Source organism: Marisediminitalea oceani (genome assembly GCF_003731635.1).
GTDB lineage: Bacteria > Pseudomonadota > Gammaproteobacteria > Enterobacterales > Alteromonadaceae > Alteromonas > Alteromonas oceani.
On record NZ_RCUA01000070.1, the window covers coordinates 1 to 26,197 of the forward strand.

21 protein-coding genes and 1 tRNA gene are annotated in these 26,197 nt (G+C 49.4%); 7 read left to right on the top strand and 15 right to left on the bottom strand.

Features of this window, described 5'->3' with window-relative positions; genetic code table 11:
* Positions 1–85: 85 nt before the first annotated feature.
* From D9T21_RS17595 to D9T21_RS17610, 4 genes are all read right to left on the bottom strand, one after another.
* Positions 86–176: transfer RNA gene (locus D9T21_RS17595), tRNA-Ser, on the bottom strand.
* A gap of 280 nt (positions 177–456) precedes the next feature.
* Positions 457–648 (bottom strand): carbon storage regulator CsrA, encoded by a 192-nt coding sequence (gene csrA, locus D9T21_RS17600; protein ID WP_105936514.1) that lies wholly within the window; start codon positions 646–648, stop codon positions 457–459.
* 125 nt (positions 649–773) lie between these two features.
* On the bottom strand, positions 774–3,371 hold the full coding sequence (alaS, locus tag D9T21_RS17605; protein ID WP_123326479.1) for an alanine--tRNA ligase: 2,598 nt from the start codon (positions 3,369–3,371) through the stop codon (positions 774–776).
* 206 nt (positions 3,372–3,577) lie between these two features.
* The gene (locus D9T21_RS17610) at positions 3,578–4,033 is read right to left on the bottom strand and encodes a regulatory protein RecX (protein WP_123326481.1); all 456 of its coding nucleotides are present in this window, start codon (positions 4,031–4,033) and stop codon (positions 3,578–3,580) included.
* Between the two features lie 94 nt (positions 4,034–4,127).
* Here D9T21_RS17610 and D9T21_RS17615 point away from each other — a divergent pair, with 94 nt between their 5' ends.
* A complete protein-coding gene (locus D9T21_RS17615; RefSeq protein WP_123326483.1) occupies positions 4,128–5,375 on the top strand; it encodes a GNAT family N-acetyltransferase in 1,248 nt (415 codons plus the stop codon).
* A 15-nt stretch (positions 5,376–5,390) separates the two neighbouring features.
* Positions 5,391–7,463 carry a M13 family metallopeptidase gene (locus tag D9T21_RS17620; protein ID WP_123326485.1) on the top strand — a complete coding sequence of 691 codons (2,073 nt, stop codon included), beginning with the start codon at positions 5,391–5,393 and terminating at the stop codon, positions 7,461–7,463.
* Positions 7,464–7,546: 83 nt separating this feature from the next.
* Here D9T21_RS17620 and D9T21_RS17625 read toward each other — a convergent pair whose 3' ends face one another.
* Positions 7,547–7,846: a hypothetical protein gene (locus D9T21_RS17625; RefSeq protein WP_123326487.1), complete on the bottom strand. Its 300-nt coding sequence runs from the start codon at positions 7,844–7,846 to the stop codon at positions 7,547–7,549.
* Between the two features lie 187 nt (positions 7,847–8,033).
* Here D9T21_RS17625 and D9T21_RS17630 point away from each other — a divergent pair, with 187 nt between their 5' ends.
* On the top strand, positions 8,034–8,804 hold the full coding sequence (locus tag D9T21_RS17630) for a 3-keto-disaccharide hydrolase (RefSeq protein ID WP_206427295.1): 771 nt from the start codon (positions 8,034–8,036) through the stop codon (positions 8,802–8,804).
* 59 nt (positions 8,805–8,863) lie between these two features.
* Here D9T21_RS17630 and D9T21_RS17635 read toward each other — a convergent pair whose 3' ends face one another.
* Entirely contained in the window at positions 8,864–9,718 is an 855-nt protein-coding gene (locus D9T21_RS17635; protein ID WP_123326489.1) for a LysR family transcriptional regulator, read from the bottom strand.
* Between the two features lie 132 nt (positions 9,719–9,850).
* Between D9T21_RS17635 and D9T21_RS17640 the strand changes: the two genes are divergently transcribed.
* From D9T21_RS17640 to D9T21_RS17655, 4 genes are all read left to right on the top strand, one after another.
* A complete protein-coding gene (locus tag D9T21_RS17640) occupies positions 9,851–10,534 on the top strand; it encodes an FMN-dependent NADH-azoreductase (RefSeq protein ID WP_123326491.1) in 684 nt (227 codons plus the stop codon).
* A gap of 241 nt (positions 10,535–10,775) precedes the next feature.
* Entirely contained in the window at positions 10,776–11,264 is a 489-nt protein-coding gene (locus D9T21_RS17645) for an RICIN domain-containing protein (RefSeq protein WP_123326493.1), read from the top strand.
* On the top strand, positions 11,225–12,187 hold the full coding sequence (locus D9T21_RS17650) for a glycoside hydrolase family 43 protein (RefSeq protein ID WP_123326496.1): 963 nt from the start codon (positions 11,225–11,227) through the stop codon (positions 12,185–12,187). Before D9T21_RS17645 ends, D9T21_RS17650 begins: the two co-directional genes overlap by 40 nt.
* A gap of 235 nt (positions 12,188–12,422) precedes the next feature.
* Positions 12,423–12,764 (top strand): hypothetical protein, encoded by a 342-nt coding sequence (locus D9T21_RS17655; protein ID WP_123326498.1) that lies wholly within the window; start codon positions 12,423–12,425, stop codon positions 12,762–12,764.
* A 55-nt stretch (positions 12,765–12,819) separates the two neighbouring features.
* Here D9T21_RS17655 and D9T21_RS17660 read toward each other — a convergent pair whose 3' ends face one another.
* The 9 genes from D9T21_RS17660 to D9T21_RS17700 form a co-directional block, all read right to left on the bottom strand.
* On the bottom strand, positions 12,820–14,481 hold the full coding sequence (locus D9T21_RS17660) for a vWA domain-containing protein (protein WP_206427296.1): 1,662 nt from the start codon (positions 14,479–14,481) through the stop codon (positions 12,820–12,822).
* Positions 14,482–14,615: 134 nt separating this feature from the next.
* The gene (locus tag D9T21_RS23170; protein ID WP_123326502.1) at positions 14,616–16,109 is read right to left on the bottom strand and encodes a methyl-accepting chemotaxis protein; all 1,494 of its coding nucleotides are present in this window, start codon (positions 16,107–16,109) and stop codon (positions 14,616–14,618) included.
* 13 nt (positions 16,110–16,122) lie between these two features.
* Complete coding sequence (locus tag D9T21_RS17670; protein ID WP_123326504.1) at positions 16,123–16,653, bottom strand: PAS domain-containing protein; 531 nt, start codon at positions 16,651–16,653, stop codon at positions 16,123–16,125.
* A 211-nt stretch (positions 16,654–16,864) separates the two neighbouring features.
* Complete coding sequence (locus D9T21_RS17675) at positions 16,865–17,455, bottom strand: DUF938 domain-containing protein (protein ID WP_123326506.1); 591 nt, start codon at positions 17,453–17,455, stop codon at positions 16,865–16,867.
* A 5-nt stretch (positions 17,456–17,460) separates the two neighbouring features.
* A complete protein-coding gene (gene metH / locus D9T21_RS17680; RefSeq protein WP_123326508.1) occupies positions 17,461–20,085 on the bottom strand; it encodes a methionine synthase in 2,625 nt (874 codons plus the stop codon).
* Positions 20,086–20,094: 9 nt separating this feature from the next.
* The gene (locus tag D9T21_RS17685; protein WP_123326510.1) at positions 20,095–21,150 is read right to left on the bottom strand and encodes a homocysteine S-methyltransferase family protein; all 1,056 of its coding nucleotides are present in this window, start codon (positions 21,148–21,150) and stop codon (positions 20,095–20,097) included.
* A 3-nt stretch (positions 21,151–21,153) separates the two neighbouring features.
* Entirely contained in the window at positions 21,154–22,092 is a 939-nt protein-coding gene (metA, locus tag D9T21_RS17690; RefSeq protein WP_123326512.1) for a homoserine O-acetyltransferase MetA, read from the bottom strand.
* A 220-nt stretch (positions 22,093–22,312) separates the two neighbouring features.
* Positions 22,313–25,480: an endo-1,4-beta-xylanase gene (locus D9T21_RS17695; protein WP_123326514.1), complete on the bottom strand. Its 3,168-nt coding sequence runs from the start codon at positions 25,478–25,480 to the stop codon at positions 22,313–22,315.
* Positions 25,477–26,175: a hypothetical protein gene (locus D9T21_RS17700; protein WP_123326516.1), complete on the bottom strand. Its 699-nt coding sequence runs from the start codon at positions 26,173–26,175 to the stop codon at positions 25,477–25,479. Before D9T21_RS17700 ends, D9T21_RS17695 begins: the two co-directional genes overlap by 4 nt.
* Positions 26,176–26,197 lie beyond the last annotated feature (22 nt).

The window sequence follows — 26,197 nt, forward strand, 5'->3', positions numbered from 1 at the left end:
AGGATTCGAACCTCCGACCGCCTGGTTCGTAGCCAGGTACTCTATCCAGCTGAGCTACGCACGCGCTGATACACTAAATTAAAAATGGCGGAGAGGGAGGGATTCGAACCCTCGATACGCGTAATGCGTATGGTTCCTTAGCAGGGAACTGGTTTCAGCCACTCACCCACCTCTCCGTCATGTGGGGCTGCATTTTAATGACATGCGGTGGGAAGTCAATGCTTTTTTAGATAAATACATTTCGTATGCCGGGATTTTAAACAATCCCTATATTTTGCCTAAAAAGCACACATTTACTGCCCGAAAAAGCACCGTTTATCGCCGTTTTCACACATCTGCTACCGGGCAATGAAACCTCATAAGAGGATCAATTTACTCCGCAGCAATAAAAAAGGCCGGAAAAAACCGGCCTTAATAATGATAAATGACCAAAAAACTGGTCTTACCACTAATTACTTACTTATTACCATCAGGCTGACCGCCTTTTTCAGCCTGGATGCGCATATAAATTTCTTCGCGATGCACCGAGACTTCCTTTGGTGCATTCACACCAATACGTACCTGATTACCCTTAACGCCTAATACAGTTACGGTGACATCGTCACCCACCATCAGCGTTTCACCCACACGACGAGTTAAAATAAGCATTCTTTTGCTCCTGGTTCCTTGATTACATTGCCTCCGTGCGGTCTTCGACGCCTTTCACTCCGTAAAAGCGCTTTCGGTGGGATTAACGCTGGTGTCACGACAACGTTAATCCACCAATACTTGCATTATAGCTTATCTTCTAACCAAACGTTAACAGACTGTAACGCAGCGGCTAAATTTTCTGGCTGACTACCGCCAGCCTGTGCCATATCAGGACGACCACCACCCTTACCACCAACTTGTGTAGCGATATGATTAACCAGTTCACCAGCTTTCACTTTGCCGGTTAAGCCTTTGGTCACCCCAACGATAAGACTCACCTTACCGTCTGCGGGCACACCCAGCACAACGATGCCTTCACCAATGCGGTTTTTCAGGTCATCAACCATGCCGCGTAATGATTTGGCCTCAACACCTTCAAGCTCTGCAATGAGGACTTTGTTACCCTTTATATCCACGGCATTGCCAAGTAGATCAGCGCCTTGTTGGCTTGCCATCTTTTGTTTGAGTGAAGTAACTGTTTTTTCTAACTCTTTTTGTTGAGATTGCAGTTGGGTTACTTTCTCTGTGAGGCCACTGGCATCGGTTTTTAACAGCCCACAGGTAGTGTTCAGTACCGCCTGTTGCTGTTGTACATAAGCCAGCGCGCCCATGCCTGTTACGGCATCGATACGACGCACACCAGAAGCAATACCGCCCTCGGTAACAATCTTAAACAAACCAATATCGCCGGTTTGCTTAACGTGAGTTCCACCACAAAGCTCAGTGGATACCGGCCCCATGGAGACTACGCGAACTTTCTCATCGTATTTTTCGCCAAACAGCGCCATAGCACCGGTCTTTTTGGCTTCTTCCAGATCCATCATCTGCGTGGTTAACGGATGGTTATCCTGAATATCCTTATTAACCCGTACTTCGATTTGTGCCAGTTGCTCGGCACTCACACCCTCAAAATGCGAGAAGTCGAAACGTAAACGCTCTGCATTTACCAGAGAGCCTTTCTGCGTTACATGGTCGCCAAGAATGTCTCTGAGCGCCTGGTGCAGCAAGTGTGTTGCACTGTGATTTTTGCGGATAGCGCTGCGCTTAATGTCATCAATTTTGGCAACTGCTTTGTCGCCTTTATTAATGGTGCCTTTTACCTTACCGCGGTGAGCAAAAGCATTGCCCATTTTCTGTGTATCGGTAACAAAGAACTCACCATTAGCCACTTTGAGTACACCGGTATCACCTACCTGACCACCAGATTCAGCGTAAAATGGCGTTTGATCCAGCACGACAACCCCTTCCTGACCATCGGTCAGTGCTTCGCAGAAGCTATTGCCACTGATTAACTCCACTACGTTGGCATCGCCTTCGGCATCGGTATAACCGGTAAAGGCCGTTTGAGAGTCAACTTTCAAGGTGCTGTTGTAATCGGCACCAAACTGACTGGCTTCCTGAGCACGCTGACGCTGCGCCTGCATTGCTGCCTCAAAACCTTCTTCATCAATTTTATAGTCGTGTTCGCGGGCCACGTCGTTGGTTAAATCTACCGGGAAGCCATAGGTATCATAGAGTTTGAAAACCAGTTCGCCAGGTACGGTATCGCCTTCCAGCTCGTTAAGCGCATCGTTGAGCATATTCATGCCACGAGACAGAGTTTTACTGAACTGCTCTTCTTCTACGCGTAACACTTTTTCAATAACCGGTTTCTGATCAGCCAGCTCCGGGTAGAAACCGCCCATTTCCTGGGTCAGTGCATCTACCAGCTTGTAGAAGAAAATGTCATTGGCACCCATTTTGTAACCATGGCGTACTGCACGGCGGATAATCCGGCGCAGTACATAACCGCGGCCTTCGTTGCTGGGCATTACGCCATCGCAAATCAAAAACGCACAAGAACGAATGTGGTCAGCAATCACCCGCAGTGATTTGTTGTCCAGGTCTGTTGTACCAACAATTTTCGCGGCAGCATTGATCAGATTTACAAACAAATCGATTTCATAGTTGCTATGCACGTTCTGCAGAATGGCAGAGATACGCTCCAGCCCCATACCGGTGTCAATTGACGGCTTAGGCAGTGGCTCCATAGTGCCATCGGCCTGCTTGTTAAACTGCATGAAAACCAAATTCCAGATTTCAATAAAGCGGTCGCCGTCTTCTTCCGGTGTGCCCGGAGGACCACCCCAGATGTGCTCACCGTGATCGTAGAAAATTTCCGAACATGGGCCACACGGACCGGTATCGCCCATCGACCAGAAGTTATCCGAGGTTGAGATACGGATAATTTTTTCTTTCGGTACACCAATGGTGTTTTCCCAGATATCAAAGGCTTCGTCATCCTCAGAAAACACGGTAACCAGCAGTTTCTCTTTTGGCAGACCCAACTCTTCGGTTAAGAACGTCCAGGCAAACTGAATAGCTTCTTTTTTGAAATAGTCACCAAAGCTGAAATTACCCAGCATTTCGAAAAACGTGTGGTGACGCGCGGTATAACCCACATTCTCAAGGTCGTTATGCTTACCTCCGGCGCGAACACAACGCTGTGACGATACCGCTCGGGTATAGCTGCGTTTTTCGGAACCGAGGAAAACGTCCTTAAACTGGTTCATACCCGCATTAGTAAACAATAACGTGGGATCATCTGCTGGTACCAGTGAAGAACTGGAAACAGCCTGGTGGCCATGCTGGCCAAAATACTCGATAAATTTGCGGCGAATATCAGCAGTTGATAATGTCATTGAAATCCTGAAATCCTTAGTTAACCTGTAGAAGCTTATATGCAGCCTGTGTGCAGTTAATTCAACTATTCAGCACACTTCTGACCACATTATTATGAGGCCGCAACAATACCATGGTTAATGCTGTTTTGTTAAGCAATCCACCGTGAAAACAGGCGAATCATCACCATAGAAAATATTGATTAAGGGCTGCAGGCAGACTCTGGCTATTCGTGGTCGTCGTCGAAGGCGTGCTGGATATGGTCAGAATAGAAGCCCCGATACTGTAAAAAGCGGATTTGTTTAAACTTTTCCTTGTCGGTTGCCGGTGGTTTAAGACCAAACCGCTTGCGTCTTACCTGCCCGGCAAGCGTGAACCAATCAGTGTCATTTTCGAGCATTGCCTGTTCCAGCAACGACTCATCAATAGAAAACTGCTGACACTCTGCTTTTATCCTGGCCGGTCCCTGCCCTTTGGCGACTCCCGAGCGCACTTTCATTTCGGCAAAACGGGCGTCACTTTGAACGCCTGCTTGTTTAAATTCCTCTACCACAGGGGCACAATCATCCGTTGCAAAACCTTTCTGTGATAATTTTCGTAACAATTCGTGATAAGCATGCTCTCGTCGCGAAAGCATGCGGGTAATCGACTCTATAATGATTTTACGTGGGTTATCTGTCATTTTATCGATGATTTTTTAGAACTTAGCACTCAATATATGCCCGGTATCGTACCAGCTATTACGCTTTAATACGGGCAGGATATTTCATAAGACTATGCAAAAACAAGCCGCGGATAATACGCTTACTTTTACCCTGCATCATAGCATCAACGAAATTGATGCGTTGCAGTGGCAGGCGCTGGCCGAGCAGGCAGGCCCGTTTTTGCAGTATCAGTGGCTCAAAGCGCTGGAAGACACTCATTGTGTCGATGGTCACATTAATAAACAAACTGACTGGCGAACCGGCTGGCAAACGGCATTCTGGAGTGGCTCGCTCAACGGCGAGCTCAAAATAGTGGTGCCGGGCTATTTAAAAACCCACAGTTACGGCGAATACGTATTTGACCATAGCTGGGCCAACGCTTACCACCAGCATGGTATGGACTATTATCCTAAATGGATTGCGGCTATTCCATTTACCCCGGTTACCGGCCCTCGCATACTTATTGCCAGCGATGTTTCCGCCGCGCAGTGGCACAGCCTGGTCACCCACATCAATGAATGGGCCAGCGACAATCAGTATTCGTCCTGCCATTGGTTGTTTAATACGCTTGATTCCCAAACCGACTTTGCCAAACTGGGTTTTAGCTCGCGTTTCAGTGTGCAATTTCAATGGATGAATCGCGGCTATCAGAATTTTGATGACTTTCTGGCCCGGCTGACATCCCGCAAGCGCAGAAGCATTCGTAAAACCCGTAAGCGTTTTCACCCGCCTTCCCTGCGTGTAGAAAGGTTACACGGTGATAAGTTAAGTCGCGAAGACATGGCGTTTTTTGTCCATTGCTATCAGGACACCTACCTGAAGCGCAGTGGCCATACTGGCTATTTAACCCCGGCTTTTTTCGACGCGCTGTATGCCCATTGCCGGGACAACATTATGCTTGTGAAAGCCTCCCATAATGATCAGGAAATTGCTGCTGCCCTGTTTTTATTTGATGATACAGGGTTGTACGGGCGTTACTGGGGTTGCCTGGAAGATATTGACGAGCTGCATTTTGAGTGCTGCTACTTTCAGGGCATTGAATTTGCTATCGAACAGGGCTTGCCGCTGTTTAATCCCGGAACTCAGGGCGAACACAAAATTCTGCGCGGCTTTGAGCCGGTTTATTGTGTATCCCATCATAAAATGCACGATACGAGGTTTCATCAGGCTGTGGCAGATTTTTTACAGCGGGAAAAACCGGTTATCGAAGACTATTTCAATCAGGCCCGGGATGTATTACCTTTCAACGCGGACTATCTGAACGAATTTGTAACACCAACAAGTACAAACGGGGCGACAATAACGCCTGAAAAATCCTAACACAGAGACAACAATATGAAGTACACATTGCTCGCAGCCACTATTGCTGCATCGCTGGCCCTGACGGCCTGTTCCAAACCAGAAACTACCACGCAAACCGCAGACACCCAAACTGAAGCGCCTGCCGCTAAAGCCGAAATTGGTTCATTTGGTGTAGACCTGACCGCCCGTGACGAAAGCGTAAAACCGGGTGACGACTTCTTTATGTATGCCAGTGGTACCTGGTATGAAAACTACGAACTGCCGGCAGACAAAACCCGCTTTGGCGCATTTAACGCCCTGGCCGATCGCAGCGAAGAGCAGGTTAAGCAAATCATTGACGACATTATGGCGTCGGATAATTTAACCGCCGAAGAACAGCTGGTTCACGATTACTACACAGCGTACATGGATACTGAAACCATCAACGCTAAAGGCATTACGCCAATTAATCCTACACTGACTGACATCGACAACCTTTCGTCGGTCAAAGAACTTACCGAATTCTTCGGCGAGAGCTGGCTTACCGGTACTTCAGCGCCTTTATATGGTGGTCTGTGGTATAACCGCCTGGATCCAAATGAATACCAGCTGAGTGTTGGTGTTGGCGGCCTGGGCTTACCTGATCGTGATTATTACCTCAACGATTCAGAGCGCTTCAGCAATATCCGTGACGCATACGTAAAGCACATTGCTGAGATGCTGACCTTTGCCGAGGTAGAAAACCCGGAAGAAAAAGCCCAGACCATTCTGGCGCTGGAAACCAAAATTGCAGAAATTCAGTGGCCTCGTGAAAAGCGTCGTGACCGCGACCTGACATTAAACCAGGTCGAGCGCAGCGCACTGGCCGACATGTATCCTGACTTTGACTGGAATGCCTGGTTAGATGCGATGGGCTTTAAAGCACCTGAGCTGAATATCTCCCAGCCACAACCGGTAAAAGACGTTATCGAAATCATCAACGATACGCCGCTGGATGACTGGAAAACATACCTGACCTACCACACTATCTCGAATAATGCGTCGATGCTGTCAGATGACATCTATCTGGCCAACTTCGACTTCTATGGTAAAACCCTGAGCGGTCAGCAAGAGCCTCGTCCACGCTGGAAACGTGCGCTTAGCGCCATGTCTGGCACTACATCTTTAGGCTTTGCCATTGGTAAGAGCTATGTGGATCGCTTCTTCCCGGAAAGCTCTAAAACTCAAATGGCTGAGCTGGTAGAAAACCTGCGTGCCGCTCTGGGCGAGCGTATCGACGGTCTGGACTGGATGGGCGAAGAAACCAAAGTAAATGCTAAAGCCAAACTGGCGGCGTTTAACCCTAAAATCGGTTATCCGGATGAGTGGATTTCTTATGAAGGTCTTGAAATTACCGACCAGGATCTGTTGACCAACGAACGTAACATCAGCAAGTTCTTCCACGCCAAGCAGGTAGAAGATGAACTGGAACCCACTAACCGCGAGCGCTGGGGCATGACGCCACAACGGGTAAATGCTTATTACAACTCATCGTTCAACGAGATTGTGTTCCCGGCGGCTATCCTGCAACCGCCATTCTTTGATCCTAACGCCGATCCGGCAGTTAACTACGGTGCAATCGGCGCCGTTATCGGTCACGAAATGGGTCACGGCTTTGACGACCAGGGCTCTAAGTCCGATGCCAAGGGTATTCAGCAAAACTGGTGGACCGACGAAGATCGCGCCGCGTTTGAAGCAAAAGCTGACATGTTAGCCGCTCAATACAGTGCTTATGAGCCAATTGAAGGTAACTTCGTTAATGGCCGTAACAGCCTGGGTGAAAACATTGGTGACGTAGGTGGTCTGTCGATGGCGTACCACGCTTACAAACTTAGCCTGAACGGCAAAGAAGCACCGGTTATCGATGGTCTGACCGGCGATCAGCGTTTCTTCCTGGCCTGGGCACAGGTTTGGAAAGAAAAGCGTACCGAACAAAGCATGCTTAACCAGTTACGTGCCGGTACTCACTCTCCGGGTCGTTACCGTGCACTGGCACCACGTAACCACGATGCATGGTACGAAGCCTTTAACGTACAACCGGGCGATGCCCTGTACCTGGCACCAGAAGAACGTGTAAAAATCTGGTAATCAGCTACCAGCAATATAAAGACGCCAAAAGCAGCCTTCGGGCTGCTTTTTTTGTGTTTGCAATACAACGGAAATCCCGCCTACTAACGGCTTAGGGCAAGCGTCACTGCCACGGTTGAAAACCAAAGTAGCGAAATTACTAACACGGATTTAAGGGTGCTCGATTGTGCTCGTGAACGATAAAATGAAAAAACAGCATAGAACGCGGGAATCAATGCCGCTACCCCGCCAAAGATAAACGCTTTCACAAAGCCAACCACGGGAGCCCATGAACTCTGGATGACCAGAATCTCAAACAGCAATACCACAACTGCCAGGGCTACACAGCCAAGAAATAACCAAAAAGCCCTGTCCTCAGACAGCTTTAACTCTGGTGTAGTCAACGTTAGCCTCCATGCAGTGAATACCTTGTAATAACACCAACACCGTAGCACGCAAAATAACGCGCCACAAACACCCGGTTCCATATCCGCCTGTGGTAAAAGCGACTGTGACCGGTTTGCTTAGGTTGTAAAAATTTGGTAAACAGAGCACATAGTACCTACCATATACCCAGATTAAGGTTCCCTTGTGATTGCGAAGTTGAGTTCGAAGTTCCGCCCGGTTTTTGTTGCCACGCTAACCGTCCTGTTAACCGTTAGCTTTAACGCCAACAGCAGCCCCGATAAAGCAGCAGGCTCAGCCATGGCGGACCAACACAATCAACTCAGCCAGACAGAAAAACAACAGGGCTGGCAACTGCTTTTTGATGGCGAAACGCTAAATGGCTGGCATGTGTTTCAGTATCCGGATACGGTGCCGGCGTGGACTGTTAAAGAGGATATGCTGACCTTCAACCCAGCATCGCGAGGTCTGCAACATGGCGATTTAGCTACCGATAAGGTATTTGAAAACTTTGAATTAAAGTTTGAATGGCAATCGCCAGAAAACGGTAACAGCGGAGTGTTTATTAACGTTCAGGAAACGCCCGAGAGCGTAACGCCCTGGCAAACCGGTCCGGAGTATCAGCTACTTGGCGTAGCGCATGGCGATAACGCGGATCCCGTAAAACGCTCAGGCGGGATTTTTGGCTTTGCCTCACCTTTAACGGCCTCAGACTTTCTGGCCAGCACGGGTTGGAATCATTCTGTTATTAAGCAGCAGGATGGCAAGGTTGAGTTTTACCTGAATGGTAAATTAACCGCCCGGGCCGACCTGAACAGTGAGCAATGGCAATCACGGTTAGCCAGTTCAAGATTTAAGGATCAGGACGGCTTTGGTGCCTACACCAAAGGCCATATCGTACTGCAGCAGTGGACATCACTGATCTATTTTCGCAACATTAAAATCAAGACACTGTAGGAATTGTTGTGGCGGGAGGACAGGCCGGACTTGCCGCCATTATGATAACAGCTTCCTTGTCAGTGCTGCTCAAGTAGCTCCTCCAACCATTCTATAAACATTACGTTGTGTCGGGTAATTAAGCTGTCTTTGTTATCAATGTAATAGCACAAAGCAGAGTCGATTGCCGGGTAACCTGATTCCGTTAGTAATCCCGCTTTAACGTAATCCCGGGTAAGCGTTGTTGAGCAAAATACGCAGGCGTTTTCCAGCAGAGCCTGCTGAATACCAAACAACTCCTGATCGAAATAACGCACCTCAAACTGCTTGTGCGATAAATCGTTATGGTTCAACCACGCTTGCCATGGAACTTCGGGTAAAGCGCTGTTTTTCCAGCGGGTACTATAAACTGTTATGGGTGCTGTCTGGTCTGGTTGAGTAGTAAGCCGGGCATTACCAAAAAGATTAAACTGTTCCCGAATAAGCACGTCGCTATCGGCTTGCTCTGCCACTGCGCCAAGTCTCACAGGCAGGTTGAAGTGGTCGGTGTTAATTTCCTCACCACTGGTTATGTTCACTTTACTGTGCGGATATTGATCATAAAAACGCTGTAAAGCAGGTAACAGCACCAGGGCGGCAAAGGAGGAAGTAGTAGCCACATTAATTTGTTTATCTTGTCGCGAAATGCTTTCGACCGCAGCATTAATGGTTTGAAAACCCTGACTGGTAGCAACAGCTAACTCTTTACCCGGAACCGTAAGGGTGACTTTTCTCGTCTCCCGCCGGAATAAGCTTACATTTAAACGCTGCTCAAGATTATTAATGTGGTGAGACACTGCGGTAGGAGAAATAGCTAACTCAGCAGCCGCCGCCTTAAAACTGCCCAGCCTGGCTGCAGACTCGAACGCCTTTAACGCCGGCAAAGAAACTTGCATAGTGTGCTCCCGTTCATAACTAACACCAAATTAGATGAGTTTTACTCATCTGTAAATGATTTTTACTCGTTTGTCAGTGGCATGGTAACAGCTGACAATTACGGCAACATTTAACCCACTAAGGTAGTTTCCATGAGTATTATTTTACACGTAGATTCTAGCGTAAGAGCGATTACTAATAGCAATCCTGAGCACGATTCCATATCAAAAAAGCTGGCCAGACAATTTATTGATAAGTTTAAGCAAGCAGCTAACACAGATGAGTATATCTATCGTGATGTTGGGGTGAATCCCCCGTCCTTTATTACTCAGGATTGGATTGGTGCGGTATTTACGCCTGAACATAAAAGAACCGCTGTTCAGCAGCAGTTGCTGGCCCAGTCAGATGAGCTTATCAGCGAAGTTGAGAAAGCCGGAATCATTGTGATTTCATCGCCCATGTACAACTACGGCATGCCCGCTCAGTTAAAAGCCTGGTTTGATCAAATTGTACGTATTAACAAGACCTTTGACTTCGATTTAGCCCGCGGTGATAAACCACTTGCGCCTCTGCTGACGGGAAAAACCCTGGTGATCATTACCTCCAGCGGCGAGTTTGGATTTGAACCCGGCGGCATCAACGAAGGCGCCAGTCATTTAGTCCCGCACCTGCGCACAGTAAGTAAATATCTGGGAGTGACAGACATTTATGAGATTGCTTCTGAGTACCAGGAATTTGCCGACCACAGGCATCAGCAGTCACTACAACAAGCCAGATTAAAAGCTGATGAGATCGCTCTGCTACTGGCCAGCAAACAAACAGCCGTTGCTTGCTAAATACTGAGCATTGCCCTGAAATTGCTGGTGGCACTTTGTTTACGCGCCATCAGCCCGTCTTTTGTATGGCAAATATTCCCATCGTCATGCATCAAAATAGAAAGAATTAACACCAACTCCCCCTTATCCAACTGATTACTCTAGTAATAATTAAATTTGTTAATTTTATGATTTTTCATTTGCCAATTATTAACAATCGATCAACAATATAATATTAATATAATACAAAAGGATATTTACTATGCAATTATCTGTATTTGGTCGGGCGTTAGCTATTGTTGCACTGGGGTTGTGTGCGGATATGGCAAATGCTATCGATAACGGTGTATACACCATTACCTCTAAACACAGCGGCAAGTTAGTGGAAGTGGGCGCCGCCGATGTGAATGATGGCGCTAATGTTATTCAGTGGTCAGCGAATGGTCATAACACACAGCGCTGGCTGATTGCCGAGCAGTCAGACGGTTACTATAGCGTGATCAACTTAAACTCAGGCAAGGCGCTGGAAGTGTTTGACTGGCAAACCAGTAACGGTGCCAACATCGTGCAGTTTGAGGATCGTGGGCTGGCCAGTCAGCGCTGGCAAATTAATGAGCTGTCTGACGGCACCGTTAGCTTTATCAACAAGCACTCAGGTAAGGCCCTTGACCTGTATGGTTTTGACACTTCCGATGGTGCCAATATCGCACAGTGGATTACTGGGGTGGCGACGCCCAGCGCTGGCAACTAAATAAACTTGCCAGTGTTGAAAATACGCCCTGGGATCCGTCAACAACAAATGGTGCCGTAAGCCACTGGCCATTAACCGGGAGCCTGGTCACTCACGACCCAACCCTGGCTTATGAAGATGGCCGCTGGTGGATATTCCAGACCGGCCCCGGCATTGCCGGTAAATGGTCGGATAACGGTGTAACCTGGAACGACGCACTGGCAGTCTTCCCTAATGGCCTTTCCTGGTGGGACAACTATGTACCGGGTCACGACGGTCAGGATGTCTGGGCCCCGGATATTAAACACTACAATGGCCGGGCTTGGTTGTACTATTCTATATCGACCTTTGGTTCGAGGGTTTCTGCAATAGGCCTGGCTTCGGCTCCCAGTATAGCCAGCGGCAGCTGGCGTGATGATGGACTGGTGATTAACACCACCAACAGCAATAACTACAATGCTATCGATCCGGAATTAGTTAAAGCAGAAGATGGTAGCCCATGGATGACCTTTGGTTCATGGAACTCTGGGATCAAGGTAACCCGCATTAATCCGGTCACCATGAAACCCTTTGGTCCGCTTTACAGTATTGCCAGCCGCTCAGGCGGTATCGAAGGCCCGGCACTGGTGTACCGTCAGGGCTACTACTACTTGTTTGTCTCCATCGGCGAATGCTGTAAAGGTACCGACAGTACTTACCGTATTGCTTATGGACGCTCCACCGATATCCGTGGCCCCTATTTAGACAAAAACGGGCAGGATATGATGCAGGGTGGCGGCACTATTCTGGATGCCGGAAATTCTCAATGGGTTGGACCCGGTGGCGAAGACATCATGAATACCGATGTGATTGTGCGCCATGCCTACGACGCCAGTGATAACGGTGTGCCCAAGCTGCTGATCAGTACACTTAACTGGGACAGCAACGGCTGGCCTCGCTATTAGCCTCCCCCCGGCCGACGACTCACTGTTAAACAAAGGGCATCAGCCACGGGTTGATGCCCTTTTCTAATTGAGCGGAGAAAGTGGTCACCAAATAGTTGTTTAACCCAACTGATAGATCCTTGCGCTCCGCCTCACCTGCACACATGCAAACTCGCCCTGTGTACAGTTGTCTCAGTACGCCGCTGACTTATGATTTGTGCATGAGCACTCAAACCGTCAGCGATAAGGAAATAAGATGGAACTTAGTCAGGCTAAAGACGTGATTTATACCCTCTCGCAAGGAGTAGATCCGGCATCCGGGGAGGTACTATCCGATAACAGCTGTTTTAATCAGCCGATTATTATTCGGGCACTTTTTATGGCCCACGAAGCACTCGACAGGTCAGTTAAGTACCAGCAGAGAAAATCGTCATTGCCGCCCAATGCCGGTAAGCCCTGGCCTGAAGAGGAAGACGAACAGTTAGCTGCCGCCTTTGATTCGGGTAGCAGCATTTCTCAGCTGGCTAAAACTCATCAGCGTACGTCGGGTTCTATTAAAGCCCGGCTGGAAAAGCTCGGCAAAATCAGCGGCGCTTAGGTTTTACGGCCAGGCGCCTATAGCGAATACAAGATGCAGTGGCTTCTTCTGCGAGTTAAAACTCGGCTTCTTCGGCCACCTTTGCCTGCCGAATCAGTTGAGTAAACTCGCCGCGGTAACCATAATAATCCTCGCCCTTGTTTGCCAGCGCCAGGTTAAAGGCATCGTCCAAAGACCACTGGCCGGTATACTTACCATCTTTCATTAACTGAGCAAAGCCTGCCACCGCAGTGGCAAAGTTTACATCCTGCATGATCGCAGGCGTAACTTTGGCGGCGCTCATGATCGGTTGCTCCAGCAGTTGCGAAGTATCCTCACCCGGCAATTTATAACGGATTTTTAAATACCCCATCTCTGCTGAAACGTCATTCCCCGCGCCGCTGTCGCCACTAGTATAACGGGATTCATCCAGGTAGCTGCCCGGCTGGCCATTAAGAGTAACCTCGTAAATTGCCGTTACCGCGTGGCCTGAGCCAATATCACCGGCATCCACTTTATCGTTATTAAAGTCTTCTTCTTTAAGCGCCCGGGTTTCATATCCCAGTAACCGGTATTCATTCACCACCGCCGGATTAAATTCCACCTGGATCTTGAGATCTTTAGCAATGGGAAACAAAGAGGACGTAGCCTCTTCCACAAACAGTTTTTGCGCTTCAGCCAGCGTATCAATGTACGCTGCGATCCCGTTGCCATTCTGGGCCAGCGACTGCATTAACGCGTCCTTATAGTTACCACGCCCAAAGCCAATTACCGACAAATAAATACCGCTCTGGCGTTTACGCTCAACAAAATCTGTTAACTGTTCCGGGTCCGACAAACCGACATTAAAGTCACCGTCGGTGGCGAGCATAATGCGGTTAACTGCCTGCTTATCAAAGTTCGACTCGGCCAGCCGATACGCCAGTTGCAGGCCTTCGCCGCCAGCGGTGGAACCACCAGCTTTCAGTTTATCCAGCGCTTCGATGATTTTTGCTGCCTGCGCCACCTTTGTCGGCTCGAGCACGGTACCAGCGGCTCCGGCATACACCACGATCGCTATGGTATCGGTTGGTTTGAGGGTTTTAAGCAACAGCTTGATGGATTGCCTGACCAGCGGGAGTTTATCCGGCGCGTTCATCGAGCCTGACACATCCAGCAGAAACACCAGGTTGCTATCCGGCTGTTCCCTTTGCTCCAGTTCGTATCCCTGAATGCCAATATGCACCAGCTTACGATGCTCCGCCCAGGGCGAATCATGTACCACTACGGTGGGCAAAAAAGGCCGGTTCGCACTGGTTGGAAGCGGATAGTTATAATCAAAATAGTTAACCATTTCTTCCAGCCGCACGGCACTTTTCTCGGGCAGATAGCCACGGTTTAATTGTTTTCGCACAAAACTGTAGGAGGTGGTATCGACATCGGCAGAAAACGTTGAAACCGGTTCATCAGCAACCCGCTTGACCGGATTAGCATCAAACTGCTCGAAGTCGTCCTGGTACTGTGGCTGTGCGGGCGCTGGCATAGGCGCCATATGACTGCCAGTTGCCATCAGTGGCATGACCATTTCGGCGGCAACATGACGCTCGCGCTTTACTTTCATGTATTCGGCTTTTTCTGCCTGTTGTCTGGCTTGTCGCTCAGCGGCCGCCTCTTGTTCGCTCGGTCCTGAAGTGCAATTAACCAGCGCAACTGCCATGGCAATTACCAACGCGCTGCGACCAACCCTTGTTTTTGTCATTTTCTGCTCCATGAGATCAAAGGTAACTGATAAATCAACGATAACAGTGGCAACTTAACTGTAAGCTGAATAGCCGCATAAAGAAAAGGCAAGCACACATGCTTGCCTTGTTTACCTGAATTTGAGCTCGACCGTTAACGCACCGCCGGTAACCGGTGCTTTTCATCCACCAGCCTGGTCAGGCAGTTGATGACCTGTGAACTGTTTTGCTCCGCTAAGCTCATATGATGGATAATGCCGTCAAACACTTCATCGCTACGCAGCCAGTCCTGGGTAACGTATTCCATAGCTTTATGTACATTCTGATGCACGCCGGCATGGTAGCTATCCAGCTCTTTGTAGGCCGTGAGACCACTGAAGATCTCTTTGCCAATGCCCTCGTAGTACCACTTCCCTAAACGGCAGGACATATGATCCACTTTTACCGCATCGGCTTCTTTGCCTTCAGCATCATTTTCCATAGCGATGTAACCGTTTTGCATATAGATGATATGGTCGAGTTTCACCAGTGACGCAAATGAGCTGTCTTTGGTTTGACCTATCAGCGTAATGGTATCGTCGGCGGCTTTCGCTACCGATTCAAAGTTGGTGTGGAAGCTTGAGACTTCATCACCAATGTCTTTGGTGCTCTGCGCAACTTCCAGCGTTTGTGACACCATAGTGTCTATCTTGCCGGTGAGATTAAAAATAATATCGCTGATTTCTTCGGTAGATTTACGGGTACGATCGGCCAGATGACGAACTTCATCTGCCACCACAGCAAAGCCCCGCCCCACTTCACCGGCCCGGGCTGCCTCGATAGCAGCATTGAGGGCCAGTAAATTGGTTTGTTCAGCAATATCACCTATCAGCTTAACGGTTTCAGCAATGCGGCTACTTTCCTGGGCTAACAGATTTGCCGTTTCTTCCACCGACACCATACGCTCATTCACCTGTTCGATAGAAAGCTTAAGCTCACCTACCGTTTTCGCACTGCGATCAGCGCCGTGTTTACTCTCGCCGGCAATGTTGAGTACATCATCCATTTTTTCCGATAACGTGACCATCTGACTCTGATTGTCTTTGAGATTATCGAGCAGGTTACTGGTATTGAGATGGTGCATTTCGCTGAGCAGGCGGTTTTGGCGGGAAAAAGTATCGGCTTTTTCCATGGCGCCAATGGCACCGTTAACATTGTTCATGATCTCTGCAAATTCACCTGGCAGGCCTTTTACCAGACCTTTGCGGTAAAACTGCCTTTTTCCGGCCCGTTCAAAACTGTTAGACAGCTCTTTGAAGTTGGTTTCGACGATATCGAGGAAGTCGTTAAGCTCCCAGGCCACTTTACCCACTTCGCCCAGTCCGCGGGTTTGCGTGACCCGCACGTGAGTATTGCCCTGAATCGCTTCTTTAAGAGTTAAATGTATGGCGCTCAGAGCATCAATGGGGCGCTGATGGTCGCGATAAGCATAAATAGCAAACACCACTGCGATTATCGGCGAACTCACGTTAACAAACCCTACGCCGTTAGCAATGATGCTGTACACCGCAAGGACAACGGTTAACACAATAAATACCACACAGTTTATTAAAAACTTCTGCGATAAGAAGGGAATATTTTTACTGACGTTACTGGTGTTTTCTTTCATGATAGCCATTCCCTTAACAGTGCTCTTCGTAGAGTCCGATGACAAACTCTTCGTAACTCAGACCGGTTTCGGCTTTTATGTGCTCCTGTAACCAGTTCCAGGAATCGGTTGGCGCCGATTCTTTGCGACTGTGCTGTTCTATTTCCCGCATCTGGCGGTAAACCGGCTCAATGACCCCCAGTGCGGCTCTCGGTGCCTGGCGACGAACAGAGAAGAAGCCTTCCACATTGCCTTTATTAAAGTCAGGCGTGACGTTGGCAAACACCCAGTAAAAATTGCCATCGGACGTCAGGTTTTTAACAAACCCAAAGAATTCGTGTTTGGACTTAAGGGTTTTCCACATCGCGTGATACACGCCTCTGGGCATATCCGGATGACGAATAATGTTGTGGGGCTGGCCGAGCAACTCACTTTCAGCAAAGTTGGAAACCCGCATAAAGTGCCGGTTTGCGTAAGTCAGGTTGCCGCGTAAATCGGTTTTACTCACGATAAGTTCGTCGGCAGAAAAGGTTACTTCTCTGGCATTAGCAGAAACTGCAATCACATTCTTCTCACTTCTTTTATCCTTTGGCCGTCATAGCCCGGGGCTGACGCCGGCAAGTGCCCTGAAGACATCATCGGGCTTGGCGCCCGCATTCTGTACTTAAAAAATTAGTTTAATATCAGGCCTTTCGCAATATTAATTATATCGTCAGTGAAGCCGGAATCTTAAGCATTAATCGGACATGGGATGAGCGTGAGATGTTCGGTAACAGTTAGTTCTGTTTGCGCCAGATAAGACAGAGGTTGTTAGCTGGCATATCAATAATATCAGTCAGTTGCATGGAATCGCCTGCCCACGACAATAGCTCTTCGATAGATTTATAGCCGCCGAGTCCACGCTCCAGCAAACTATAATGGAAGGCTTCATTACTGGCGCTGGAAAAAGCGTTTTGATATATAAACGGGCCATACTGGCAGAAGACACCGCCAGTAGGTAGCAACCCGGCAATCCCCGCCATCATCTGTTGCACCTCATGGGCAAACATAATGTGCGCGGTGTTGGCCGAATACACCCCATCAAAGCCATTTTCCGGGAAGGGATCCTGGCCAATATGAAGGGAGATTGGCGCGGCCAGGTTTGGCAAATCGGCTTCGTTAACCCAGGCGTTAATACCCTCATGATGTAATGGCACATCACTGGTTTGCCAGTGCAGATGGGGCAAGCCGGCAGCAAAGTGCACCGCGTGTTGTCCGGTACCGCTACCTATCTCCAGCACTTTACTGGCCTGTTCAAAGGCATCACGAAGCACCGCTAAAATCGGTGCTTTGTTGTTTTCACAGGCCTGACTAAAGGGCTTGGACATAAGCGTTAATCACTCAGGTTAGGCGCCAGCCACTTTTCAGCTGTTTGCAGATCCCACCCTTTACGTTCAGCATAACTTTCCAGCTGATCAGGCTGAATTTTCGCGACCGCAAAATAACGGGCTTCAGGATGGGAGAAATACCAGCCTGAAACAGAGGCCCCTGGCCACATAGCGTAGCTTTCGGTGAGTGTCATACCGGTATGTTTTTCGGCGTCGAGTAAATCCCAGATTAACTGCTTTTCAGTATGTTCAGGGCAAGCGGCATAACCGGGTGCCGGGCGAATACCCTGATACTTTTCGCGGATCAGAGCATCGTTATCCAGGTTTTCATCCGGGGCATATCCCCAGAACTCTTTACGTACGCGTTCATGCAGATATTCGGCAAAGGCTTCGGCCAGACGATCGGCCACGGCCTTAACCATAATGGCGTTGTAATCATCGCCCTGGGCATCATACTGAGCTGCCAGTTCATCCTCACCAATACCGCCGGTTACCGCAAAGGCACCAATGTAATCCTTAATGCCTGAACCCGCCGGGGCCACAAAATCGCTTAAGCAATAGTTAGCACCTTTCGGCTTTTGCGTTTGCTGACGCAGGTGATGAGACACGCCCAGGGTTTCTGTACGTGACTCATCGGTATAAATAACCACGTCGTCATCCCGACGGTTGGCCGGGAATAAACCCATAACGCCTTTTGCTTCCAGCCCGCCATTGGCAATCAGGTTATCGAGCATTTCATTAGCATCATCAAATAATGACTGAGCCTGCTCCCCTACCACTTCGTCGGTTAAAATACGCGGGTATTTACCGGCCAGTGACCAGGTCAGGAAAAACGGCGTCCAGTCGATGTACTTGCGCAGGGTGGCAATATCCGCCGCAACAGCCGTTATACCGAGTTTGTTCGGCGTTACCGGCGGCACGCTAAAGTCCGGCACATGGGCATTGGCACGGGCCTCTGCCAGCGTTACCGGCTTGGAGCGTGGCTTTTTACGGGCATGCTGGTCACGGACGATGTCGTATTCTTTGGCCAGTTCTTTGGCATAGATATCGCGGGATTCTCTGTTCAGCAGCTTCTGGCAAACACCTACCGCGCGGCTGGCATTGGGCACATAAGCCACCGGTGCATGATAATTCTGCTCAATTTTTACCGCGGTATGAGCTTTAGAAGTGGTTGCGCCGCCAATCAGCAGTGGCAGATCGAAATCCAGCCGTTCCATTTCTTTGGCCACGTGGACCATCTCATCCAGTGACGGCGTAATCAGCCCCGACAGGCCAATCATATCGACGTTTTCTTCTTTGGCCTTTTGCAGTATGGTTGCACAGGGCACCATTACGCCCATGTCCACCACTTCAAAGTTATTACACTGCAGTACTACGCCTACGATATTTTTACCAATATCGTGGACATCGCCTTTTACCGTGGCCAGCAGGATCTTGCCGTTACTTTTGGTATCTTCGGATTTCTCGGCTTCTATGTAAGGTTGCAGGTAAGCTACGGCTTTTTTCATTACCCGGGCAGATTTCACTACCTGTGGCAGGAACATTTTACCTTCACCAAACAGGTCGCCCACCACGTTCATGCCGTCCATTAACGGCCCTTCAATAACATGCAGCGGTTTATCTGCAGCCTGACGGGCAGCTTCGGTATCGTCTTCGATAAAATCGGTGATGCCTTTAACCAGCGCATGTTCCAACCGTTTATTAACCGGCAAATCACGCCAGGCGAGATCTTCTTTAACCACCGCCTTACCATCGCCCTGATATTTAGGGGCCAGCTCAAGCAGTTTGTCAGTCGCCTCGCTGTGGCGGTTGAGGATAACGTCCTCTACCGCATCACGCAGTTCGGCTGGAATTTCATCGTACACTTCCAGCTGACCGGCATTAACAATGGCCATATCCAGCCCAGCGCGGATGGCGTGATATAAAAATACCGAGTGCATGGCCTCACGCACCGGGTTATTACCGCGAAACGAAAACGAGATATTCGACAGACCGCCTGACACGTGCACATGCGGGCAGGTTTGGCGGATCACCCGGGTGGCTTCAATAAAGTCCACCGCGTAATTGTCGTGCTCTTCAATCCCGGTTGCCACGGCAAAAATATTCGGATCGAAAATAATGTCTTCCGGCGCAAAACCGACTTTTTCAATCAGCACCTGATAACTGCGCTGACAAATCTCAATTTTACGCTCTTTGGTGTCGGCCTGGCCTTTTTCATCAAACGCCATGACCACCGTTGCCGCGCCGTAACGCTTAATCAGTTTGGCCTGGTGAATAAAGTTCTCTTCACCTTCCTTCAAACTGATAGAGTTAACGATCGCCTTACCCTGCACGCATTTAAGACCGGCCTCAATGACTTCCCATTTTGATGAGTCAATCATGATCGGCACCCGGCTGATGTCGGGTTCTGAGGCGATCAGATTAAGAAAGGTTTGCATGGCCTCAACCGAATCCAACATGGCTTCGTCCATGTTGATATCGATAATTTGCGCGCCGTTTTCTACCTGCTGACGGGCAACATCGAGTGCCGTTTCGTAATCGCCTTCGAGGATAAGACGTTTGAATTTGGCAGAACCGGTGACATTCGTGCGCTCACCGATATTAATAAAACTGGAAAACTCTGCAGACACAACTATTCCTCAATGCACGAAGGGTTCTAAGCCGGATAAACGCATCTTCGGCTCAAGCTTAACAATTTCACGCGGTGCCACGCCGGCAACCACATTGGCGATGTCGCGAATATGATCCGGCGTGCTGCCACAACAACCGCCAACAATATTCACTAACCCGGACTCAGCCCATTCCTTAATGTGCTCAGCCATTTCGGGCCCTTCCATATCGTACTCACCAAACTCGTTAGGCAAGCCGGCATTGGGGTGCGCCGATACCAGGCATTCGGCAACATTACTGATTTCTTCCACATACTGGCGCAGCAGATCTGGTCCTAAAGCGCAATTGAGACCAAATGACACCGGCTTAATATGCCGCATGGAGTAATAAAACGCTTCGGCAGTCTGACCAGACAACGTACGCCCGGAGGCATCGGTAATGGTGCCGGAAATCATCACCGGTAACCGCAGGTCTAATTTTTCGAACACGCCTTCAACCGCAAACGCTGCCGCTTTGGCATTGAGCGTATCAAAGATGGTTTCGATGAGGATGAGATCTGAACCGCCTTCAATCAGGGCTTCGCAGCTCTCAGTGTAGGCTTCCACCAGTTCATCAAAGGTAACATTTCGTTTGCCCGGGTCGTTTACATCCGGGGAAATCGATGCCGTACGACTGGTTGGCCCGATAACACCGGCTACCAGGCGTGGTTTATCCGGGTTCTTTGCGGTGAATTCATCACAGGCTTTACGGGCCAGCTGCGCAGCCGCCACATTGATTTCTCTTGAAATGGCCTGCATGTCGTAGTCGGCCATAGAAATCGTGGTGGCATTAAAGGTGTTGGTTTCAATGATATCCGCACCGGCCTCAAGGTACTGACAATGGATCTCATAGATAATATCCGGCTGGGTAATCGCCAACAGATCGTTATTGCCTTTAATATCGCAATGCCAGTCTTTGTACTGCTCTCCGCGGTAGTCTTCTTCTTCCAGCTTGTGCTGCTGGATCATGGTACCCATGGCACCATCCAGGATCAGAATGCGGTTGGAGGCCAGATCGAATATCTGTTTGTCTGTGTATCGGCTCACGTGCTACCTCTTGCGCTGATCTTTCTCGACCAGCTGATTTAAATCGTACGGCGTTGTCTGATAAACGTAGTAGTTTATCCAGTTGGTAAATAGCAAACTGCCATGTGCGCGCCATCTTACCACGGGTGGCTTGCCCGGGTCGTCATCAGGATAATAGTTACACGGAATTTTTGGTTCTAAGTCAGCGTTAAGATCTCTAACGTATTCGTCGTTGAGCGTCTCAGGATCATATTCCGGGTGACCGGTGATAAATACCATCCGCTTATCGTCCGACGCCACTACGTAAGCCCCGGCTTCGTCGGATTCGGCAATCACGCTGAGGCCGGGAATACTGTTGTAATCGGCCGGATCGATATAGCCATAGCGGGAGTGCGGCGCATAAAACTCAGAATCGAAGCCCCGTAACAGCTCATTGAGCGGATCATTCACCCGGTGGCGAAATACACCAGACAGTTTCTCTTCGCGCAATTTTCGCTGAATACCATGAAAGTGATACATTGCGGCATGGGCGGCCCAACATAAATACAAGGTTGACTGTACGTGACGGTTGGCCCATTCCAGAATAGTTTTCATGGTATCCCAGTAGTTCACATCTTCGTAGTCGAGCAGTGCCAGCGGTGCGCCGGTAACAATCAGACCATCGTAACGCTTCTCTACTACGTCACTGAAGTCATGATAAAACGCATCCATATGCGACTGGGGCGTATGTTTGGGGGTTAAATCATTGATTCGGATTAAGTCCACATTGATTTGCAGCGGCGTATTGGAAAGAAGCCGTAATAACTGAACTTCGGTCTCAATTTTATTCGGCATTAAATTGAGAATAGCCACTTCCATGGGGCGAATATCCTGACTCGCCGCTCGCTGACTATCCATGGTGAAAATATTCTCACCCAATAAGACGTTTTGTGCGGGCAGATTTTCTGGGATCCTGATTGGCATGGCAACTCCGGGCAATGTGGTTATGCAGCTATTGTCGCTAAAGTTTGACCAATGTCAACATCTTTACGTCTAGACGTCTAAACGTTTAGTTATATCCAAAGCGGTGCTACCCAAAGTGTAAGTGATTTATCGCCTCCTTGCCGGTGAATGTGGGTGTGTTTGCAGCGATCAGTAAAAAGCCCCGACCAGCGGGGCTTACTTTTATTGCCTTAATACAAGATTAAGGGAAGTCGGCATCAATGCGCTCAATAAGGATTTCGCTGTCCTCATCGGCGACAAAGGCACCGTTTATCTGCAAGGCAATGCGTTCGATGTTTTCAATATTCCCGTTACCGTCATCCTGGGGATAGAAGGTAAACAGGTTGCTACCTGCTGATAAAGGTTCCAGTGAGCCGTAGATGCGCGCGTAATTTGGCTCGCCCGTCTGTACATACCCCTGCACACTCAGACCATCATCTGCCAGCTCACTACTGACATTGAGCGTGTAGGTAATTGCCGCGCCACTGTAATCCCGGCTCGGCACGCCCAGTATGTAGTTATGGGTTTCACTGCTGTCATTCGGTTGCAGGCTGACTGCCTCCAGTGCCGGACGATGGATCACGCTGGCGTTAGTCCCATAATCACCGCGCATACCCTCGCTGTCGCTGATAAAGTCGTAGGTCACGGTTTCAGCGCTGGGTAATGACGTCGGGATTTCCAGTCTGACATAAGTCATTTCAACTACATCATCAGTGCCTTGACTTAGCGGACCATTCAGTTGCAATCCAAGACGCTGGATGATCGCCAGATCACCGGCACCATTGTCCTCAGGCGCAAAGGTGATCACATTTTCACCAGCTACCGGCACGACAGCCTGACCGTAGATCCGCGTATAGCTTGGTCCACCTGTTTGCACATAAGGCTGAATCGTCATACCACCATCTACCTGGGCCTGCGTAACATTTACGGTATAACTGAGATTAGCACCGTTGAGATCGGTCATACTGATCTCTTCGATATATTCCTGTGCGTTGCGCCCAGCCCAATCCGGAATTAATAATGCCGCGGGAATACTGCCGTCGTAACCTACCGTTGCCGACGTACCGTAATCACCGCGCCAGCCCTGAGCACCATCACTGAAGTCATATTCAATAACCTCAGGTGGCAAATCATCGCCGGGCACCACAATCTGTACCTTACGGGTAAAGCTGGGATACTCGCCCTCAACTACCTGAATGTACAAATCATATAAGCCGGGGCTAAGCGGGGCAGCCACACTGATTTTGCCACTTTGCGTATCCAGCGCAAACAAGCCGGCTTCATTGCCACTTAACACCGTCCACTGTACCGCTGAAGTCTGATCATGGGGGTTGCCCAGATAATCATAAGAGACTAAATCCGCCACCTGCATACCCACTTCGGTGGTTTCATCCACGGTGATCAGAGATGGCTGATTAAACTGCGGCGCCAGCTCGCGAACATAGCCTTTCAACCACTTAAGCGCCGCTTTTTCTACGCCGGTGTCGTAGGCCAGGATGGCCCCTTGCTCTTCACGCCAGTGGCCGGGCAAATACCCCCACATGGTTACCCCTTTGATTGCCGGATGCGTCCAGAATGCCGGAAACAGGCGTTGGTATTCCAGCAACTGAGTGAGTTCATCAGCGCCGTCAATATCCAGCTCAGTCAGATAAATATCCAGACCCGTCTGGCTTTCCATCCGGTCAATATTACTGAGCATGGTTTCAAGTGGGCCGCCGGTTGAAAAAGCATGCCCCTGGAAACCAATTGCATCAATAAGGCCCCTCGATTGCAGCAGGTTGGCTAAATCAATCACCTTGTCGGTTCTGGCGTCAGAGTTAATCACGCTGTATTCGTTAAACATTAGCTGGGTGCTGGCCGGGAAAATGTCCCGCGCCATTTGGAAAGCGTTTACTATCCAATCGTAGTCTTCGGCTTTTTGTGCTGCCGTAGACGCATCATCGCCCCGGGCGAGGAAGAAAGCTTCCACCTCTGCAGTCACTTCAGGCGCGTACAAGCGCAAGCCATCAACGTAATTCGGTCGCCCATTACCACCATCCGGCGGCGCATTATCGAATTCATTCACCACCTCGATGAAATCCATCGCCGGGTAGCGTTGGTTAACGGCCTGATACCATTCAAGGATTTCATCTAGCTGTTCAGATGGCGACAAATCACTTATCCAGCCAGGTTGCTGACTGCCCCACACCAGGACGTGATGTTTATAGATAAAACCGTTATCTTTCGCCAGGTTGTAGGCTTCATCCAAAGCAGTCCAGTTAAACTGGTCGCGGACCGATTCAACCGAGCCCCATTTACCGGCGTTTTCTGCAGTCACCTGATTCCAGTACGCCTCAAAGTTTGGCCGCTGTGCGCCGCAACAAACGCCACCTAAAAACTTAGGCTGTCCGTCGGCTAATGGCGGGCCAGACGGCGTGTAGGTTTCTGGCGGCGTGACGATTTCGCCCGGTAAGCCATTTTCCAACTGGTCGACGGTATAGGTCAGCCCGACTGGCGCAAACACAAACTTATCAATGTCCAGACCATCCTCACGGCTGGCATAGCGGAAGACTTCGGTCACATTATTATCGGCAACGGTATATTCGCCATCCGGGATAGCCACCCACATAAAGGCTTCTAAGTTAGCCTCTCCACCGCTATCAACCACGGTATCCGGTTCATAACCGGGCTCGCCTGGCGCAGCATAGCCGCTGATACCATTGACCAGGATCCACTCATTAGCACTCCCCAGCGCCGAAGGGATATACATACTGTCATCACTAAACCCTTCCGGCCCCACACGAAGCCGTGCATACAGGTTATAGGTACCGGCCTGGTTGAAATTAACCAGTAATTCACCGACCCGGCTGTCATCTTCCGGTGGCGTGGTAGCATTCACCAGTGTGGTCACATACTCTGGCTCGCCGTTTTCTATAATCAGGTCCATGCCCAGGTAGTTTAATGTGGCATCTGCGCCGCCTTCTGCCTCAGCATAAATACCGATGTTGGGATTATCCTGTTCCAGTACCGGGGTAAAACTGAGTCGTTTACGCTCCAGGTTAAAGGAAACTGAAACCGCAGTGCTCTCGCCCGCTGCCAGGCTATCAGCACCGACGTCGAAATAGGGGACCCCATTACCGGTATAACCGTCAGCACCGTTGACCGCAATAGAACTATCAGTGATCAACACCCGAAAAGGTCCTTCGATAATGTCATCAGAGGTATTGGTCAGGGTAACCACCGAACTGTAAACCCGGTTAACCCTGTCTACAGTGGCTCGCGACGACGTTGTATCAACGCCGTCATTCAATGGCTGCCAGGCAGCACTGACCGGTGTAACCGCAGCCAGCCCGGCACTGATAAGTGCAATAGAAAAGGCGTTCAGTCTCATTGATCACCTCCCGTGCTACGCTGACGGTTTGCGAAAACCAGTCCGGCCAGCCCCAGGCCAAATAATAACGCCTGAGAAGGTGCACTTACGGCAACATTGTCGTCACCCACTGCGGTAATCGACACGTTATCTACTTGCAGAAATGAGCCGCCAAAATCGCTGCCGAACTCATCAAATCCAATGAGTAACTGAAATTCGAGGCTTAAATTAGCGAAAGCTGAAAGCGTCTCGTCGAGCATAATGTTAAGCGAATAGCTGTTATTACCGTCAATATCGGCGGAGAAAACACTGCCCAGCTGGCCATCCGCACCGTAATAACTGCCGCTGCCATCACCAAATGCCACCACAAAATTGTCGGCTATAAAGCCGTTATCAGCACTGCTGAACTCAGAACCGGCTGTCAAATCCACATTGAGTTGATATTGCTCGCCACTATTGAGCGAAATGTTTTGGAATAAAGTGTTAGCAAACCAGGCTTCAGTATTGCCAGCGTCCACTAGCAGTTCAGCGGCGCAATCCGGCCCGCTGGTAATAGTAAAGTCGTCCAGGACGCTGATATCACCAGCACCGTCGGTGTCTTTTGACCAGCCGTTATAACTGCAATCCGTAAAGCCACCATTAGTGATAACGCTGGCCATTGCCTGAGGCGCTGCACTGAGTAATAGCAGCACCCCGCCAATCATGAGTTTGTTCATAGTAGTACCCCTGTAATTTTTC

Coding starts and splice junctions, on each gene's coding strand:
- D9T21_RS17640 (WP_123326491.1), top strand. CDS start 9,851: ATGAGTATTATTTTACACGTAGATTCTAGCGTAAGAGCGATTACTAAT.
- D9T21_RS17660 (WP_206427296.1), bottom strand. CDS start 14,481: ATGACAAAAACAAGGGTTGGTCGCAGCGCGTTGGTAATTGCCATGGCA.
- metA (WP_123326512.1), bottom strand. CDS start 22,092: ATGCCAATCAGGATCCCAGAAAATCTGCCCGCACAAAACGTCTTATTG.
- csrA (WP_105936514.1), bottom strand. CDS start 648: ATGCTTATTTTAACTCGTCGTGTGGGTGAAACGCTGATGGTGGGTGAC.
- D9T21_RS17695 (WP_123326514.1), bottom strand. CDS start 25,480: ATGAGACTGAACGCCTTTTCTATTGCACTTATCAGTGCCGGGCTGGCT.
- D9T21_RS17635 (WP_123326489.1), bottom strand. CDS start 9,718: ATGCAAGTTTCTTTGCCGGCGTTAAAGGCGTTCGAGTCTGCAGCCAGG.
- D9T21_RS17645 (WP_123326493.1), top strand. CDS start 10,776: ATGCAATTATCTGTATTTGGTCGGGCGTTAGCTATTGTTGCACTGGGG.
- D9T21_RS17615 (WP_123326483.1), top strand. CDS start 4,128: ATGCAAAAACAAGCCGCGGATAATACGCTTACTTTTACCCTGCATCAT.
- alaS (WP_123326479.1), bottom strand. CDS start 3,371: ATGACATTATCAACTGCTGATATTCGCCGCAAATTTATCGAGTATTTT.
- D9T21_RS23170 (WP_123326502.1), bottom strand. CDS start 16,109: ATGAAAGAAAACACCAGTAACGTCAGTAAAAATATTCCCTTCTTATCG.
- D9T21_RS17610 (WP_123326481.1), bottom strand. CDS start 4,033: ATGACAGATAACCCACGTAAAATCATTATAGAGTCGATTACCCGCATG.
- D9T21_RS17620 (WP_123326485.1), top strand. CDS start 5,391: ATGAAGTACACATTGCTCGCAGCCACTATTGCTGCATCGCTGGCCCTG.
- D9T21_RS17700 (WP_123326516.1), bottom strand. CDS start 26,175: ATGAACAAACTCATGATTGGCGGGGTGCTGCTATTACTCAGTGCAGCG.
- D9T21_RS17655 (WP_123326498.1), top strand. CDS start 12,423: ATGGAACTTAGTCAGGCTAAAGACGTGATTTATACCCTCTCGCAAGGA.
- D9T21_RS17675 (WP_123326506.1), bottom strand. CDS start 17,455: ATGTCCAAGCCCTTTAGTCAGGCCTGTGAAAACAACAAAGCACCGATT.